This is a genomic window from Pseudomonas fluorescens, assembly GCF_001307155.1.
Classification (GTDB): Bacteria; Pseudomonadota; Gammaproteobacteria; order Pseudomonadales; family Pseudomonadaceae; genus Aquipseudomonas; species Aquipseudomonas helvetica.
In genome coordinates this window covers 2,164,873-2,182,059 of record NZ_CP012830.1, presented here as the reverse complement: position 1 = coordinate 2,182,059, position 17,187 = coordinate 2,164,873, and the positions used below count along the sequence as shown (strand labels likewise).

The following is a 17,187-nucleotide window of genomic DNA, read 5'->3' as shown; positions in this document are numbered from 1 at the left end:
GCACCGAAGGTAGTGGGCAGTGGGCAATGCAGGGTGGTAACTAATTATGTGCTGGCAAAAAAATGACCCGCACACAGGCGGGTCTTCGGTTTCAGCGGCGTGAGCGTTTCAGGTACCGGACTTGATCTTGGTCCAGGCCCGGGTCCGCGCCCGTTCCGCGTCGCGCGGCAGCGGTTGCAGGGTGTAGAGCGTGCTCATGGCCGCTTCGGTCGGGTACAGATTCGGGTTGCTGCGGATCGCCGGGTCGACCATTTCCGTGGCGTCCTTGTTCGGGTTCGGATAGCCGACAAAGTCGCTGACCGGCGCGATGACTTTCGGTTGCAACAGGTAGTTCATGAAGGTGTAGGCGTCTTCCGGATCTTTCGCCCCTTTCGGGATCGCTAGCATGTCGAACCAGATCGGCGCGCCTTCTTTCGGCAGGCGCATATCGACGATCACTCCGTTCTTGGCTTCCTTGGCGCGGTTGGCGGCCTGGGAGAAGCTGCCGGAGTAACCGACGGCGACACAGATATCACCGTTGGCGATGTCGGCCATGTACTTGGATGAGTGGAAATAGGTGATATACGGGCGAATCTTCATCAGCAATGCTTCAGCCTTGACGTAGTCATCCGGCTTTTTGCTGTTCGGGTCCAGACCCAGGTGCTGCAGGGCCAGCGGCAGGATCTCCGACGGCGAGTCGAGCAGGGCCACGCCGCACTGCTTGAGTTTGCTGATGTTCTCTTCCTTGAAGATCAGGTCCCAGCTGTCCACTGGTGCGTTGGTGCCCAGCGCGGCCTTGACCTTGTCCGGGTTGAAGCCGATCAGGATGGTGCCGTACATGTATGGCACGGCGAATTTGTTGCCTGGGTCGTTGGCTTCGATCAGCTTCATCAGCTTGGGATCGAGGTGGTTCCAGTTCGGTAGTTTGCTGCGGTCCAGCGGCTGGAATACCCCGGCTTCGATCTGCTTGGCGAGGAACACGTTGGACGGCACCACCACGTCGTAACCGGAGTTACCGGTGAGCAGTTTGGCTTCCAGCGCTTCGTTGGTGTCGAAAATGTCGTAGACCAGTTTGACCTTGGTGTTCTCGGCCTTGAAGTCTTCCAGTGCCTTGGGGGTGATGTAGTCGAACCAGTTGTAGACCCGCAAGGTGCGCTCTTCAGCATGCACAGCAGTGCTGAGAACTGCTGTGCACAGAGCCGGGATGATAAAACGCTTGAGTTGATTCATTGTTCTAATTCCTCATTGGGCGCTTTTGAAACCTTCGAGAACGTTCACGGCATTGATGCCGATTTCTTCCACCGCGTAGCCGCCTTCCATCACGAACAGGGTCGGCTTGCCGAGGGCGCCGATGCGTTCGCCCATCGCCAGGTAATCCGGGCTGTCGAGCTTGAACTGGGAGATCGGATCGTCCTTGAAGGTGTCGACCCCGAGGGACACGACCACAATGTCGGCGCCGTAGCGTTCGATCTCTTTGCAGGCCTGCTCCAGCGCCGCGCTCCAGGTGTCCCAGTCGGAACCTGCGGGCAGCGGGTAGTTGAAGTTGAAACCTTCTCCTGCGCCTTCGCCGCGTTCGTCTTCGTAACCGAGGAAGAATGGAAATTCAGCTTCCGGGTGGCCGTGGATCGAGGTGAACAGCACATCGCTGCGCTGATAGAAAATCGATTGGGTGCCGTTGCCGTGGTGGTAGTCGACGTCGAGGATCGCGACTTTCTTGTGGCCTTGATCGAGGAATGCCTGGGCAGCGATGGCGGCGTTGTTGAGGTAGCAATAACCGCCCATCAAGTCGCTGGCGGCGTGATGTCCCGGTGGACGGCACAGGGCAAACGCACTGCGCGCACCGCGTTGGATCGCGGCCTGGGCGGTCAGCGCGACTTGCGCCGCGCTATACGCTGCTTGCCAGGTGCCGGCGGTGATCGGTGCGCCGCCGTCGAAGCTGTAATAACCGAGTTGGCCGTGCAGGCTTTTCGGGATGACCGTGCGCAGGGTGCGTGCCGGCCAGGTGTACGGCAGCAAATCGCCGTCGCGTTCAAACTCGGTCCAGCGCTGCCATGCGCCTTTGAAGAACGTCAGGTAGTCGTCGCTGTGGATGCGCTGGATCGGCCCCAGACCAAAATCCTGCGGCGCTTGCACCGGCCCCAGGCTGCGGGATTGAACGCGTGCCAGTACGTGGTCGGCCCGCGATGGCATTTCGAAGCAGGGCATCAGTTGCCCGTCCATCAATTCGCAGCGTCCGTGGTGCAGGTGGTGATCGTCCGAGTAAATCGTCAGCATTTTCTTGTTCTCCGCAGGCTGATTCGGTTGAACACAGTCTTGCGGCGTGCGGCGATTCAGAGAACGGCAGGAAAGGCCAAAAGGGGATCAATATGGCCAAAAGATCTGACCGAAATTCGCCCCTTGTTGGCGCGGCGACACCCCGGTTCGGGGCGACAAGATACTTACGCGCTTGGCGTGGCGCCTGCCTCTTCCGGGAAGTAGCGTTGCAGCACTTGCAGCATGTCGTCACGTTTGCGTTGTTTCAGCCAGAAACGCGTGACTTCCAGGTTGTCGCCCTTGCACTGATGACCGGCGCGAGGGTCGGCGCCTTTTTCCAGCATCAGCGTGAACAGTTCCAGCGTTTGTTGCTGGTAGACGACAGGGTCAACTCCGCTCAACCCGCTCGCTCGGGCCAAGCGCAGCAATGCCGGTTCGAGTACTTCTTCATTGCTGTTGCAGCGGCCTTCTCGATAACCCGCATTGAGTTGCACTCCGCTTTTGACCAGCAGTACAGCAGCGGGGTAGGCACCGCTTTCGATGGTCCGATAGAGCGCCGATTCCCCCTGTTTTTTATCTCGCAGGTCAAGGTTTTGAGGGTACTTGAGCAGCCAGGTGAAAAGGTCGGAATCCATCACCGTGGCGTGTTGCATCAGCACGGTTTCACCGTCGACATTGGTTTCGTCGATGGCGGCTCCCGCCTCAAGCAAGAATTGCAGGCGCCGGGCCTTCTCCGGGTCTTTGCTTTCGCGACGATCCTTGTTCAGCGCCTGCATCACCACGGGCTCGCTACCGTTGATACCCTGAGTTTTTGCACCGTGTTCCAGCAGCAAACGGGCGATTGCAAAGTTGGGCTTGTCCAGGGCATGAAGCAGCGCACTGCGCCCGTCTTCGCCTTGGGTGTCGGCAGGTATGCCGGTGTCCAGCAGACTGCGTACGCGGGTTTCATCCTGAGCGTCCACCGCTTGCAGCAGCGGCCATTGAGCCTTGCAGATTTTTGGGTCGCCTTGGGTGATGCTCAGTCTTTCCAGGACCCGCTGAGGAATACTCATGTTGCGCGCCAGGCGCAGGCCGCAGTAAATCCGGTAGTACTCCAGTGCTGGGGCCAGGCTGGTGGTGTACTCGGGAAATTTCTCATACCGGGACCAGTACAGGTCTGCCATGTTCAGATAGACCGGGATGCGTTGAGGATCGCGGCGGACGACTTCCTTGAACAAGTTCGTGGTGACCTTGTCCGGTTTGGTTGCACTTCGCCAGAACGCGATGTCATTGAGTAGCCCGGCAAAGTCTTTCTGGTCGGCACCGACAAGGCGAAAGTCAGTGTTGATAAACAACTCTTCGACATTCTTCAGGCCCGGGCCTTTGTCCTTGTCTTTACTCAGTTGCCGGTGCAGCTCGCGGAGGCGTTTCGCGCCGTCTTCGGCTACGTAGGGCTGGTCGGCCACGCTGAAGCTGAATAGCGTTTCCGGGACGTGGTACAGCATCGCCGGTCGCGCGGATTCGAGCGCCTTTAGCCAGGCGTCTGAAACCTGCGGGAGGGTCGCTTGCAACGCCTGGAACACCAGGTGCTGATCGTTTGAAAAGCGCCCGATAGCCAGTAGCGGCGTACCCGGTTGGCGGCTGTCGACCAGCAGGTAACGCCGGGTTTCCCAGCCGTTACGTCCACATTCAAATTTCAGTTCGTTCATTGCGATGCCGGGTGCCAACTCGATATGAGTGGCGCTAGGGCTCATGACAAGACCGTCCTGGTTCTTGGTGCAGTAGCGAAATTCTTCCGTCGTCATCAGCGGTATCGGGCCAAATTTATACGCACGCTCCCGATAATTTTCATCGCGATAAACGTTGAGGTAAAACAAACCGCGGTACTGACTGAGCAAGCCGACCAAGGGCGGCGACATGCCCGTCGCGCTCTCCGTGACGGCCGTGGGAACGATGATGGCCTTGTATTCAGGCGCATCAACCACGGCATGCGGGGGTAGCCCAAACCAGTCCAGTTCAATCGCTTGCGCCACCACGGGCAGGTTGAGTAGCAGGGCCAGCAAGGCAAAGCGTGTGCAGCGACGAGGAAGGGGCATCAAGCAGGAACACCGACAACATGATTGGGCTGCGTAATGTAGTTCAGCGTCGTCCACTGTGCCTACTTTATCTCAAGGCCTGAACTGGCTGGGCGCGACCCCACTCCAGCGCACAAAGGCATGGCGGAAACTCGCGGTTTCGCTGAAGCCCAGCGCCTCGGCGATGCGGTAAATCGGCAGTTGGTCTTCGTACAGCATCTGCTTGGCGCGCTCAAAGCGCAGTTCGTCGAGCAATTCCTGATAGCTGCACCCCAGATCCTTCAGGTGCCGACGCAGAGTTCGCGCCGAGCAGTTCATCTGCTCGGCCAACCCTTCAAGGCCTGGCGCGGCGTCGAGTTGGGCGGTGAGCAGTTGGCGGATCCGCCCCAGCCACGCCTGGCGTCCGGTGAATTCGGTGTTCTGCTTGCGACAGCGTTCGGCCATGGCCTGATGGGTGATGCTGTCGGCCAGCGGCAAGGGCTGGTCCAGCCAGTGTTTGTCGAAAGCGAAGGCGTTATCGGTGCCGTCAAAGCGCAGAGGGCAATCAAAGTGCGTCGCGTAGCTGGCCCGATAATCCGGTGCCGAATGTTCGAAACGGGCACCCAGCAGCGGCAGGGGATGACCGAGCAGGTCGTCGCAAATGACTTTCAGCGAGACCAGGCAGAACTCGGCGTTGAACACTGCCAGTGCCGGATTTTCCCGGTAATCGGCGGCGGCGAACCAGATGCGCTGGCCATCGTCCTCAAGGCTTAGCTCGAAAAGTGTTCCCAACAGCGCCGGATAGCGCAGTGCCAGGCGCAAGGCGTCACCGAAGGTGGCACTGGTGAGCAGGGCATAACCGAGAATGCCGTAGGACGAAACGTGCATCCGCCGGCCCAGTTCCAGGCCGATGTCACGCTTGAGCGCGACTGCGTTGGCGCAGACCTGCATTTCCTGATTGGTGGTGATTCGCGTGTCGGCGCGGCTCAGATCCGCGGCGCTGATGCCGCTGCCGGCCAGCAGCGCCTCACTTGAAAGCCCATCGGCCTTGAAGGCATTGAGCACCAGGGAAACGGCGTTGAGGGTGGTGAGGTGGGAGTGGAGCATGGGCGATTCCAGCCTTTGGGTGGCTGGAAGCGAGCAAGTTGTATGCCGGGTGTCATCAACCTGTAGGAGCAAGGCTTGCCCGCGATAGGGACGACGAGGTCTACCAGACACACAGCGTCATCGTTCATCGCGGGCAAGCCTTGTTCCCACAGGATCTGTGTGGTGTCAGCTAAGTTCGCCGCAAAGGTCGAGCTCTACAAGCCGTCGAACCTCTGCCGTGTCCAGATCTGCACCCAACAGCGCATGCAATTTGCCAAACGCGGCTTCACGGGTCATGCCGCCGCCAGACAACACGCCCACGCCACGCAAGCGACTGCCGGCCTCGTAGACATCCAGCTCAACCCCGCCTTCATGGCACTGGGTGATCGCGACCACCACGACCCCCTGATCCCGCGCGCGCGCAAGGCTGGCGAGAAACTCGGGGTTATCGCTCGGCCCGGTGCCGCTGCCGAAGCATTCCAGCACCAGACCCTGAATGCCGCTGTTCAGCACGCCATCGAGCTGTTCCGCGCCGATTCCGGGAAACAGTGGCAGCACGCCAACCTTGGCCAGTTGCTTGCTCTGACGGTACTCAAGCGCTGTCGGCAGGGCAGGTGCTTTGACGCCGCCGCCCTGGCGTTGCAGGCGAGCAAACGGGTGCCGACCGAAGCTGCGAATCTTCGCGCAACGGGTCGGGTCCAGTAGCTCTCCGTGGAAGTACAGCTGCACGCCCGGTGCCAGGCCTTGGCCGAGGGCGACAAGCGCACCGCCGAGGTTTTCCCAGGCATCGCTGTCAGGCACGCCGGCCGGCAGCATGGAACCGGTAAACAGCACCCGTGCGTGCAGGCCGAGCAATTGGAAACTCATGGCGGCGGCGCTGTAGGCCAGGGTGTCGGTGCCGTGCAGGATCAGCACGCTGTCGCAGCCGTCGACGTCGACCGCTTCGATGACCGCATCGCGCAGGCGCTGCCAGTAGGCCGGGGTCATGTTGGCGCTGTCGATCAGCGGGGTCATTTCTCGGAAGCGCCAGTTCGGCACCACCAGATCAGGCTGGCTGTGCAGGTAGTCGCGCATCCGGGCTTCAAAACCGGACGCCGGGGCCAGGCCGTTGGCGCTGGCTTGCATGCCAATGGTGCCACCGGTGTAGAGCACCATGACGTGCTGCGCAGCAGGATAAGTTGCGGGAATCATGTGGGGTCTCCTGAACGATGACAGCGTACGACCGAGCATGACGCCGGTCGCACGCTGTGTCACGTCGGGCGCAGGGGATGCGCCCGGTTTTAACCGATCAGCGTTGCGCTGCGGTCACGCCTTGCGGCTCGGCTTCAGATTTTGGAGCGGCGGCTGGCGGGTTGGCTGGCCAGGCTTTGAGGTCCAGGTCCAGGTCCGGGAATTTGCTGGAGTCGAACACTGGCGTCTTGATCCCGGCGCGGCGTTGAGCGTCGTAGTCATTCAGGATGCGCATGCCAACGTTGAACAGCAGGAACAAGGCGATCAGGTTCACGAACGCGAGCATTGTCATGGTGATGTCGGCGAAGGCGAACACGGTGCTCAGGTTTTCGATCGCACCCCAGAAGATCAACGCCAGTACCAATGCGCGGTAGCCGATCAGCACCTTGCGGTTTTCACCGACCAGGAAGCGCAGGTTGCTCTCGCCCAGGTAGTAGTTGTAGAGGATCGAGGTGAACACGAACAACGCCAGCGCGACGCTGATGAACATCCGGCCCCAATCACCGACTACGGCGGCCAGAGAGTTCTGGGTCAGGGCAATGCCGTCGCCTTCGAAGCCTGGTGTGTAGAAGCCCGACAGCAAGATCAGCAATGCAGTGCAGGTGCAGATCACGAAGGTGTCGAGGAACACGCTGAACGCCTGAACCACGCCTTGTGCGACCGGGTGCTCGACCGACGCCACGGCTGCGACGTTAGGCGCACTGCCCAGGCCGGCTTCGTTGGCGAACACGCCGCGCTTCACGCCCATGACGATGGCGCTGCCGATCAGGCCACCAAAGGCCTGGTCCAGACCGAATGCGCTCTTGACGATGGTCATCAGCATGCCCGGCACATGGTCGAATTGCAGCACGATCACGTAGATGGTCACGCCGATGTAGACCAGGGTCTTCACCGGTACCAGCAGGTCGGCCACTTTGGCGATCCGCTTGATCCCGCCGATAAACACCAGGCCCAACAGCACCGCCAGGCCCAGGCCGGTGTAGGTGGTGTTCAGGCCGAAGGCGTTATTGAGCGAGTGGGTCACGGCATGGGATTGCAGGCCGTTGAAGGCGAACCCGAAGGTCACCAGCAACAGGAATGCCATGATCATGCCCAACCAGCGCTTCTGCAGGCCGTGCTGGATGTAGTAGGACGGGCCGCCGCGGTACTGACCTTCGGAGTCGCAGCGCTTATAGAGCTGGCCGAGGGAGCATTCGAAGAAGCTGCTGGACATGCCGACCAGTGCGGTCACCCACATCCAGAACACTGCGCCTGGGCCACCGAGGGTCACGGCGATGCCGACACCCGCGATATTGCCTGCGCCGACGCGGCCGGCGAGGCTGAGCATCAGGGCCTGGAACGAGCTGAGTTGCTCGCTGCTGCTACGCAGGCTCTCTTTGAAGACCGAGAACATGTGTAAGAAGTGACGCAATTGGACGAAACGCGAGCGGATCGTGAAGTAGCTACCGAGCCCGACAATGAGCACGATCAGTACTTTCCCTGAGAGGAAGTCGTTGATGACTTCGAGCATGGAGTATTCCTCGCTGTTTTTTGTGTAGGCGATTGTGGGTGGTCGAAACATTGCGTTACACCGGTCTGTGCACGGCACAACGGATGGGGCGATGTTCGTCCTGGATCCATATCGCGGGTTTGTTATTAGTTCGGGTTTCGCATGGGTTTGGGTCTCGTTACCGACGACCGCTCACGCGAAGAGGGGCGGCACTATACCTATCAGTGCGGCGTCCGTCTGCACGGTTGTGGTGCGAACGATAAAACAAGGGGCTGCAAGATCAAAAAATCGCAGCCTTCGACAGCTCCTACGGGTGTACGTTGATCCCTGTGTAGGAGCTGCCGAAGGCTGCGATCTTGGCGGTATTGAAAACACACGACATGTTTGGAAAATCCGCAAAAGATTTAAAAAAAAGGGCCTGGAGAATGAACTCCAGGCCCTCAAAAGGTGAGAGGTGTCTAGTCCCTCGACCTGGTGAGCAGTAACTACAGCGTTAGGCTTTCAGTGGTACCAGACGCGGAGCAATCATGTTTTCCGGGCGCAGGATGTCGGCGAGCATGGCCTCATCCAGCAAGCCTTCTTCGCGCACCAGTTCCAGCACGCCGCGGCCGCTTTCAAGGGCGATACGGGCGATGCGGGTGGCGTTTTCATAGCCGATGTACGGGTTCAGCGCGGTGACCAGACCGATCGAGTGTTCGACCAGTTCACGGCAGCGGGCTTCGTTGGCAGTGATGCCGACGATGCAGTGCTCGCGCAGCATGTCCATGGCGCGTTGCAGCAGGCGGATCGAGTCGAAGATCTTGAAGGCGATCAACGGCTCCATCACGTTCAGTTGCAACTGGCCGCCTTCGGCCGCGATGGTCAGTGCCAGGTCGTTACCGATGATCTGGAAGGCCACCTGGTTAACGGCTTCAGGAATAACCGGGTTGACCTTGCCTGGCATGATCGAGCTGCCCGGCTGACGCGCTGGCAGGTTGATTTCGTTGATGCCGGTGCGTGGGCCGCTGGACAGCAGGCGCAAGTCGTTGCAGATCTTCGACAGCTTGACCGCGGTGCGCTTGAGCATGCCGGAGAACAGCACGAAGGCGCCCATGTCGGAAGTCGCTTCGATCAGGTCGGCGGCCGGTACCAGCGGTTGACCGCTGATCAGTGCCAGGCGCTGAACAGCCAGGTGCTGGTAACGCGGGTCGGCGTTGATGCCGGTACCAATCGCGGTGCCGCCCAGGTTCACTTCGGTCAGCAGTTCCGGTGCCAGTGTCTTCAGGCGTGCCAGGTCTTCGCTCAGGGTGGTGGCGAAGGCGCGGAATTCCTGGCCAAGGGTCATCGGCACGGCGTCTTGCAGCTGGGTACGACCCATCTTCAGAACGTGGCTGAATTCTTCACCTTTGGCAGCGAACGACTGGATCAGGCTGTCGAGGCTGGCGAGCAGGGCGTCGTGACCCAACAGCAGACCCAGACGGATGGCCGTCGGGTAGGCGTCGTTGGTCGACTGGGCCATGTTCACGTCGTTGTTCGGGTGCAGGTATTGGTATTCGCCCTTGCTGTGGCCCATGGCCTCCAGCGCGATGTTGGCGATGACTTCGTTGGCATTCATGTTGGTTGAAGTGCCAGCGCCGCCTTGAATCATGTCCACCACGAACTCTTCGTGGAAATCGCCGCGGATCAGACGGGCACACGCTTCGCTGATGGCAGCGTGCTTGACGTCGCTCAGGTGACCCAGCTCGCGGTTGGCGTCAGCAGCAGCCTGCTTGACCATTGCCAGACCCACAACCAGTTTCGGGTAATGCGAAATCGGAACGCCGGAGAGACGGAAGTTGTTCACCGCTCGCAGGGTCTGGATGCCGTAATACGCTTGAGCTGGTACTTCGAGTACGCCAAGCAGGTCTTTTTCTGTGCGGAAAGATGCAGCGGAGGACATGATAGAAATCATCTCGATATGGACCCGGTCTATGCCGGAACGCTGCGAATGCTAGGCTTGTGGAAAATTTTGGGCCAATGCTGTTAAGCACTGCCCTATGCACATTCGGCATAATACCCGTGTGACGCCGTGTATACGGCAAGCGTGTGACCTAAATTGGTGCGTGTCCGGGAGGGCGTGATGAATCTGGAAAGCAAATGGCTCGAGGACTTTAGTGCCCTGGCCGCCACCCGCAGCTTTTCGCAGGCCGCCGAACGGCGCTTTGTGACTCAGCCGGCATTCAGTCGGCGGATCCGCAGCCTCGAAGCCGCGCTGGGGCTGACTCTGGTCAATCGCTCGCGCACGCCCATCGAACTGACGGCGGCGGGGCAGTTGTTTCTGGTCACGGCGCGTACGGTGGTCGAGCAACTCGGCGAAGTGCTGCGGCATTTGCATCACCTCGAAGGCGGGCAGGGCGAAGTGATGCAAGTCGCTGCCGCTCACTCCCTGGCCCTGGGTTTCTTTCCGCGCTGGATCGCGCAATTGCGCAATGAAGGCCTGAACATTGCGACGCGGCTGGTGGCGACCAACGTCGGCGACGCCGTGCACGCGTTGCGCGAAGGCGGCTGCGATCTGATGCTGGCGTTTTATGACCCGGATGCGGCCATGCAAATGGACCCGGAGATTTTCCCGTCACTGCACCTGGGCGACACCGAAATGCTCCCGGTTTGTGCGGCCGATGCGGATGGCAAGCCGCTGTTTGACCTCGAAGGCGAGGCCAGCGTGCCGCTGTTGGCTTACAGCGCCGGGGCTTTTCTCGGGCGTTCGGTGAACATGCTGCTGCGCCAGCGCGCGCTGCGTTTCACCACCATTTATGAAACCGCCATGGCCGACAGCCTGAAAAGCATGGCGCTGGAAGGGCTGGGCATTGCCTGGGTGCCGCAGCTCAGCGTGCGTGCCGAACTGGCGCGCGGTGAGCTGGTGGTCTGCGGCGGCCCGCAATGGCACGTGCCACTGGAAATTCGTTTGTACCGCTGCGCGCTGGTACGCAAGGCCAACGTAAGGCTGTTGTGGCGCAAGCTGGAAGGCAGCGCCGCGCAAACCCCTTGAGACTCTGAAGATTCAGTGTGGGATTCGTGTTGTATTGGATTGACCTTCAAGTCAATAAAACCGGTACTTTGCGCCGTATGACAGATGGTCGCGCGGGGGGCTGTTTATCTGCTTCATTGAGGTATACTGCGCGGCCTTCGGCCGGTTCGTCTGGCCATAATTCGTACAACAAGCCACGCATTTGCGTGGCTTGTTGTTTTTTGACGCGCCTGCGGGCGCCCAGAGAGAAGAGGCACGACGATGAGCGCACTGGTTGGCGTGATCATGGGCTCCAAGTCCGATTGGTCCACCCTTAGCCACACCGCCGATATGCTGGAAAAGCTCGGCATCCCTTACGAGGTGAAAGTGGTCTCTGCCCACCGCACCCCGGACCTGCTGTTCCAGTACGCCGAAGAGGCCGAGGCCCGTGGCATCGAGGTGATTATCGCCGGTGCCGGCGGCGCGGCCCACTTGCCTGGCATGTGTGCGGCCAAGACCCACCTGCCGGTGCTGGGCGTGCCGGTGCAGTCGTCGATGCTTTCGGGCGTCGATTCGCTGCTGTCGATCGTGCAGATGCCTGCGGGCATCCCGGTCGCTACCCTGGCCATCGGCAAGGCCGGCGCGATCAACGCAGCCCTGCTCTCGGCGAGTATCCTGGGCGCCAAGCACCCGCAATTCCACGCGGTGCTGAAAACCTTCCGTGCTGAGCAGACAGACAGCGTCCTGGACAATCCAGACCCACGCATCGCCTGAGGTTGTTGACGATGAAGATCGGTGTAATCGGTGGCGGCCAGTTGGGTCGCATGTTGGCCCTGGCAGGTACGCCGCTGGGAATGAACTTCGCTTTTCTGGACCCCGCGCCGGATGCCTGCGCAGCTGCGCTGGGTGAGCACCTGCGGGCCGATTACGGCGATCAGGATCACCTGCGCCAGTTGGCCGATGAAGTCGACCTGGTGACCTTCGAGTTCGAAAGTGTCCCTGCCGAAACCGTGGCCTTCCTGTCGCAATTCGTTCCGGTTTACCCGAGTGCCGAAGCGCTGCGCATTGCCCGTGATCGCTGGTTCGAAAAGAGCCTGTTCAAGGACCTGGGCATTCCGACGCCGGCTTTCGCCGATATCCACTCGCAAGCCGACCTGGAGGCTGCGGTAGCCACCATCGGCCTGCCCGCCGTGTTGAAAACCCGCACCCTGGGTTACGACGGCAAAGGCCAGAAAGTTCTGCGCACGCCGGCCGATGTGCTCGGTACGTTCGCCGAGCTGGGCAGCGTGGCCTGTTTGCTGGAAGGCTTTGTGCCGTTCACCGGTGAAGTGTCGCTGATCGCCGTGCGCGCTCGCGATGGTGAAACGAAGTTCTACCCGCTGGTCCATAACACCCACGACAGCGGCATTCTCAAGTTGTCCGTGGCCAGCACCGACCATCCCTTGCAAGCCCTGGCCGAGGATTACTCCAGCCGCGTGCTCAAGCAGCTGGATTACGTCGGCGTGATGGCGTTCGAGTTCTTTGAAGTCGACGGTGGCCTCAAGGCCAACGAAATCGCCCCGCGCGTACACAACTCTGGCCACTGGACTACTGAAGGCGCCGAGTGCAGCCAGTTCGAAAACCACCTGCGCGCCGTTGCCGGCCTGCCGCTGGGTTCGACCGCCAAGGTCGGCGAGAGTGCGATGCTCAATTTCATCGGTGTGGTACCGCCGGTGGAGAAGGTCATTGCCATCGCCGATTGCCATCTGCACCACTACGGCAAGGCGTTCAAGGTCGGCCGCAAGGTCGGTCATGCCAACCTGCGTTGCGCCGACAGGGAGACGCTTGCGCAGCAGATCCTCAAGGTCGAAGCGCTGATTGCCGAGTAGTTTCATCTGGCAGCGACGGAACCTTCGGTCGCCGCCGATCTCTGATGGCAGGATGCCAAAGTCTGGCTAGGCTTTGGCATACCCACATCATTCAGAGGGAAACGCCATGCACATTATTGGAACCATCTTCATCGGATTGATCGTTGGCCTGCTGGCTCGTTTCCTGAAACCGGGTGACGACAACATGGGCTGGATCATGACCATCCTGCTTGGCATCGGCGGTTCGCTGGCGGCCACGTACGGCGGCCAGGCGCTGGGTATCTATCAGGCTGGCCAAGGTGCGGGCTTCATCGGTGCACTGGTGGGCGCGATTGTTTTGCTGGTGATCTACGGTCTGATCAAGAAAAACACCTGATTCAAGCGACAAAGCCCTCTCTGCCGCATGGGCAGAGAGGGCTAGAATGCTCGACGATTTACTGACTCCCCTTTGCCGAGCACATTTCATGCGCCGTCTTCTGCTGACTCTCTTATTGCTGGGCACTGGCCTGGCTCATGCCGGCGAACTGCCGGAAACCGACTGGCTCGAACTGATGCCCAAGTCGGATCAAAAAGCCCTTGAGGCCATGCCTGAAATCGACCACAACTCGCCCGAAGCCAACGGCACCTTTACCGACAAGGGTGGCTTGAAGCAGAGCAAGGGCTTGCCGGCGGTGATGTATTCGACCAAGACCGTGGCGTCGATGAACGACAAGAACATCCGCATCGGCGGGTATCCCGTGCCTTTGGAAACCGATGCCAAGGGTCGCAGCACGCTGTTCTTCCTGGTGCCGTACCCGGGCGCCTGCATCCACGTGCCGCCACCGCCGCCTAACCAGTTGGTGCTGGTGCGCTATCCGAAGGGCTTGAAGCTGGACGATATCTACACACCGCTGTGGGTCACCGGCACGCTGAAGATCGAGAAGGTCAACAACGACCTGGCCGATGCGGCGTATGCACTGGATGCGGCGAAAGTGCGGGCGGTCAAAGAGTCGGATTTGTAAGGTCTGGAGTTCTGCACAAGACTTGTGGCGAGGGAGCTTGCTCCCGCTGGACTGCGCAGCAGTCCCAACACCAGCAATCGAGTTCTGACAGGCAGAACCCATTGCCTGGTTTTACGACCGCTTCGCGGCCGAGCGGGAGCAAGCTCCCTCGCCACAGTTGATCGCAGTGTTGCTTAAAGAGTTTTGCTGGCGATGCTCACGCCCAGCGTATGACTCGCCCCCGGTGCCAGGGTCACGATGTCATCCATCACGTTGGCCGTTTCGATGCACAGCATGCGCTGCCAGCCGTCGTCGGCCATGTCACTGAACTGCGCCGCGCGCGCAATCCACGGGTTCCAGATTACTGTCGAGCGCGAGCCGCTGCTGGTCAGCTCGATGCGCCGTTCCCAGGCAGGATCGACGATGCTCAATTGCGCCGGTGTATTCAGGTAGATCCGGTCAGTCTCCCCGGCAAAACGCAGGTCGCCGGTCTGAGTCACGGTTTTCCAGTTATCCAGGGTTTCGATGTAGCTCAGCCCGTCCAGGCCTTCGACGTGCACATTGCGTACATCGCTGACGGCGTAGTAGCTGTGCAGCGCCTGGCTGATGGTGACGGGCGTACTGCCCTGGTTTTGGCTGGTCAGGTTGATATGCAGTTGCTCATCCAGGCGAATGCTCAGTTTCAGATCCACCGCATACGGCCAACCCGGCAAGCCGCCTTCGAGGTAGGGCAGGACGAACTCGACCTTCAGGCTCTCGCCTTCGGCTTCAATGGCGCCCAGTTCCCAGTCCATCGCTCGCACTAAACCGTGGGCGGTCGGCGGTTCGTTGCTGACGCGCATTGCCTGAACGCTCGGCGGATTGCGGTCCAGGTTGCCAAACCACGGCCAGCACACGGGAACACCGGCGCGGATGCTTTTGCCGGTTTTGAACACCGCCTCATCGTTGAGCCAGATCAGCGGCGGTTGCCCGGCCAGTTGATAACTGAGGATGTGCGCGCCTTGCTGGGCCACCAGCAATTCAGCCTGACCGTGGCGGATGCGCCAGCAGTTCAGTTCATCCAGTTTCACGGCTTCAACGTTGGGAGTCGGCATGTTGCACATCTCGTTCAGGATCAATGACGTCAATGGACCGTAAAACGGCCGCCGGGTTTAACGCTCGCCCGGTTTAACGAGCTCTGGGCGGAACCGAGCGGGTGCGGCCGCTGCCATCGATGGCGACGAACACGAACACCGCCTCAGTGACTTTACGCCATTCGCTGGAGAGTGGATCGTCGCTCCAGACCTCGACCATCATCTTGATCGAGCTGCGGCCGATTTCCGTTGCCTGAGTATAGAAGGACAGCTGCGCGCCCACGGCGACCGGCACCAGGAAGGCCATGCGATCGATCGCCACGGTGGCGACGCGTCCGCCCGCGACCTTGCTGGCCATCGCCGTACCGGCCAAATCCATCTGAGACACCAGCCAGCCGCCGAAAATATCGCCAAAGCCGTTGGTTTCGCGGGGAAGCGCGGTGATTTGCAGGGCCAGATCGCCTTGCGGAATAGGATCTTCTTGTTCGAGCTCTATCATGCCGAGGGTGCCTCTGAGCCGTGACTCTTGGAATATGTAGCGGGTGAATAGCCGTCTTGGGAAAAACGATTCAGCCCCGAACATACTACGTTCGTCACGTTTTCCATAAGGCGCGCTAAAGGGAAACTCTGCGAAACCGGCTGACAAAGGCCAACGACGTTTTCGCACAGCAACCCCTTACAAAGTGTTGCACGGTTGCGAGTATATCGGTCGGTAGACTCCGAGACGACCATCGGGTTCTCATTTTGACTGCCAAATACGCGCTTTCCTGTGCTTTTTCGAACAATTTGCTATCGTGCCGAACCTGCCCAAGCCCCTGCCAGCGTTGTTGGGGTTGCGGATCTGACTATAAGAGAAGCCCTTGCCATGACCACAGCGCCATCGAGCATCGCGACACCCGCGCAACCTGCGCGCCCCTTGACCGGTAACGACTACAAGACACTGTCGCTTTCCGCCTTGGGCGGCGCGCTGGAGTTTTACGACTTCATCATCTTCGTGTTCTTCGCCACGGTGGTTGGCAAGTTGTTCTTCCCGGCGGACATGCCCGAGTGGCTGCGGCTGATGCAGACCTTCGGCATCTTTGCCGCCGGTTACCTGGCGCGACCACTGGGCGGCATCGTCATGGCGCACTTCGGCGACCTGCTGGGGCGCAAGAAAATGTTCACCCTGAGCATTTTCATGATGGCCGTACCGACGCTGATCATGGGCTTGCTGCCGACATACGCGCAGATCGGCCTGTGGGCGCCGATCCTGTTGCTGCTGATGCGAGTGATCCAGGGCGCGGCGATTGGCGGTGAAGTGCCGGGGGCCTGGGTATTCGTTTCCGAACACGTGCCCCAGCGGCACATCGGCTACGCTTGCGGCACGCTGACGTGCGGCTTGACTGCCGGCATCCTGCTCGGCTCGCTGGTCGCCACCGCAATCAACAGCCTCTACACCACTGAGCAAGTGGCTGATTACGCCTGGCGGATCCCGTTCCTGCTCGGCGGTGTGTTTGGTCTGTTCTCGGTCTACCTGCGCCGCTGGCTGCACGAAACCCCGGTGTTCGCCGAGCTGCAACTGCGCAAGGCGCTGGCCGAAGAAGTGCCGTTGCGTGCGGTACTGCGTGACCATCGCGGCGCCATCGCCATCTCGATGCTGCTGACCTGGCTACTGTCGGCCGGGATCATCGTGGTGATTCTGATGACCCCGACCGTGCTGCAAACCATTTATCACTTCTCGGCCACGACCGCGCTGCAAGCCAATAGCGTGGCCATCGTGTGCCTGAGCCTGGGTTGTGTGATCTCCGGCGCGTTGGCGGATCGCTTCGGCGCTGGCCGGGTGTTCGTGTTTGGCAGCGCAGCGCTGCTGGCGACGTCCTGGACCTTCTACCACAGCCTGCTCGATCACCCCGACTGGCTATTCCCCCTGTACGCGCTGACCGGCCTGTTCGTCGGCACCATCGGCGCGGTGCCATTCGTGATGGTCAAGGCGTTCCCGGCCGTGGTGCGCTTTAGCGGCCTGTCGTTTTCCTACAACCTGGCTTACGCGATCTTCGGCGGCCTGACCCCGATGGTCGTCACCCTGCTGCTCAAGGAAAGCCCGATGGGGCCTGCCTACTATGTGGCAATCATCTGCAGCATTGGCATCCTGGTGGGTGGTTACCTCTGGAAGAACAACCGTTGATTCATTGAATCAAAAGATCGCAGTCCCCCTCACACCCCTTTGCGGGTGTACCCCAAAGGCCGGTATTCCTAGGGAATGCTGGCCTTTC

15 protein-coding genes are annotated in these 17,187 nt (G+C 60.4%); 6 read left to right on the top strand and 9 right to left on the bottom strand.

The genetic code is table 11. The features are described from left to right. Nucleotides 1–108: 108 nt before the first annotated feature. The 7 genes from AO353_RS09980 to AO353_RS09950 all read right to left on the bottom strand — a co-directional run bounded on the left by AO353_RS09980 (nucleotide 109) and on the right by AO353_RS09950 (nucleotide 9,988). Nucleotides 109–1,209: a polyamine ABC transporter substrate-binding protein gene (locus tag AO353_RS09980; protein WP_054594775.1), complete on the bottom strand. Its 1,101-nt coding sequence runs from the start codon at nucleotides 1,207–1,209 to the stop codon at nucleotides 109–111. A gap of 12 nt (nucleotides 1,210–1,221) precedes the next feature. Next, nucleotides 1,222–2,253 carry a histone deacetylase family protein gene (locus tag AO353_RS09975; protein WP_054594774.1) on the bottom strand — a complete coding sequence of 344 codons (1,032 nt, stop codon included), beginning with the start codon at nucleotides 2,251–2,253 and terminating at the stop codon, nucleotides 1,222–1,224. Between the two features lie 164 nt (nucleotides 2,254–2,417). Further along, the gene (locus tag AO353_RS09970; protein WP_146016067.1) at nucleotides 2,418–4,307 is read right to left on the bottom strand and encodes an ankyrin repeat domain-containing protein; all 1,890 of its coding nucleotides are present in this window, start codon (nucleotides 4,305–4,307) and stop codon (nucleotides 2,418–2,420) included. 72 nt (nucleotides 4,308–4,379) lie between these two features. Beyond that, nucleotides 4,380–5,372, bottom strand: coding sequence for an AraC family transcriptional regulator (locus AO353_RS09965; RefSeq protein WP_054594772.1), 993 nt, complete (start codon nucleotides 5,370–5,372; stop codon nucleotides 4,380–4,382). A 165-nt stretch (nucleotides 5,373–5,537) separates the two neighbouring features. After that, nucleotides 5,538–6,542, bottom strand: a complete 1,005-nt coding sequence (locus tag AO353_RS09960) for an asparaginase (protein WP_054594771.1) — start codon at nucleotides 6,540–6,542, stop codon at nucleotides 5,538–5,540. A 97-nt stretch (nucleotides 6,543–6,639) separates the two neighbouring features. Beyond that, nucleotides 6,640–8,091: an alanine/glycine:cation symporter family protein gene (locus AO353_RS09955; protein WP_054594770.1), complete on the bottom strand. Its 1,452-nt coding sequence runs from the start codon at nucleotides 8,089–8,091 to the stop codon at nucleotides 6,640–6,642. Nucleotides 8,092–8,563: 472 nt separating this feature from the next. Next, nucleotides 8,564–9,988 (bottom strand): aspartate ammonia-lyase, encoded by a 1,425-nt coding sequence (locus AO353_RS09950; RefSeq protein WP_054594769.1) that lies wholly within the window; start codon nucleotides 9,986–9,988, stop codon nucleotides 8,564–8,566. Between the two features lie 180 nt (nucleotides 9,989–10,168). Between AO353_RS09950 and AO353_RS09945 the strand changes: the two genes are divergently transcribed. The 5 genes from AO353_RS09945 (at nucleotide 10,169) to AO353_RS09925 (ending at nucleotide 13,883) form a co-directional block, all read left to right on the top strand. Continuing rightward, on the top strand, nucleotides 10,169–11,077 hold the full coding sequence (locus AO353_RS09945) for a LysR substrate-binding domain-containing protein (RefSeq protein ID WP_054594768.1): 909 nt from the start codon (nucleotides 10,169–10,171) through the stop codon (nucleotides 11,075–11,077). A gap of 240 nt (nucleotides 11,078–11,317) precedes the next feature. Beyond that, complete coding sequence (gene purE, locus AO353_RS09940; protein ID WP_019694319.1) at nucleotides 11,318–11,809, top strand: 5-(carboxyamino)imidazole ribonucleotide mutase; 492 nt, start codon at nucleotides 11,318–11,320, stop codon at nucleotides 11,807–11,809. An 11-nt stretch (nucleotides 11,810–11,820) separates the two neighbouring features. After that, entirely contained in the window at nucleotides 11,821–12,903 is a 1,083-nt protein-coding gene (locus AO353_RS09935; RefSeq protein WP_054594767.1) for a 5-(carboxyamino)imidazole ribonucleotide synthase, read from the top strand. A gap of 106 nt (nucleotides 12,904–13,009) precedes the next feature. Then, complete coding sequence (locus tag AO353_RS09930; RefSeq protein WP_054594766.1) at nucleotides 13,010–13,258, top strand: GlsB/YeaQ/YmgE family stress response membrane protein; 249 nt, start codon at nucleotides 13,010–13,012, stop codon at nucleotides 13,256–13,258. 88 nt (nucleotides 13,259–13,346) lie between these two features. Further along, nucleotides 13,347–13,883 (top strand): DUF3299 domain-containing protein, encoded by a 537-nt coding sequence (locus tag AO353_RS09925; RefSeq protein ID WP_019694316.1) that lies wholly within the window; start codon nucleotides 13,347–13,349, stop codon nucleotides 13,881–13,883. Between the two features lie 173 nt (nucleotides 13,884–14,056). Here AO353_RS09925 and AO353_RS09920 read toward each other — a convergent pair whose 3' ends face one another. Next, nucleotides 14,057–14,956, bottom strand: a complete 900-nt coding sequence (locus AO353_RS09920; protein ID WP_054598206.1) for a D-hexose-6-phosphate mutarotase — start codon at nucleotides 14,954–14,956, stop codon at nucleotides 14,057–14,059. Between the two features lie 73 nt (nucleotides 14,957–15,029). After that, a complete protein-coding gene (locus tag AO353_RS09915; protein WP_019694314.1) occupies nucleotides 15,030–15,434 on the bottom strand; it encodes an acyl-CoA thioesterase in 405 nt (134 codons plus the stop codon). A gap of 366 nt (nucleotides 15,435–15,800) precedes the next feature. Between AO353_RS09915 and AO353_RS09910 the strand changes: the two genes are divergently transcribed. After that, on the top strand, nucleotides 15,801–17,099 hold the full coding sequence (locus AO353_RS09910) for an MFS transporter (protein ID WP_054594765.1): 1,299 nt from the start codon (nucleotides 15,801–15,803) through the stop codon (nucleotides 17,097–17,099). Nucleotides 17,100–17,187: the final 88 nt, after the last annotated feature.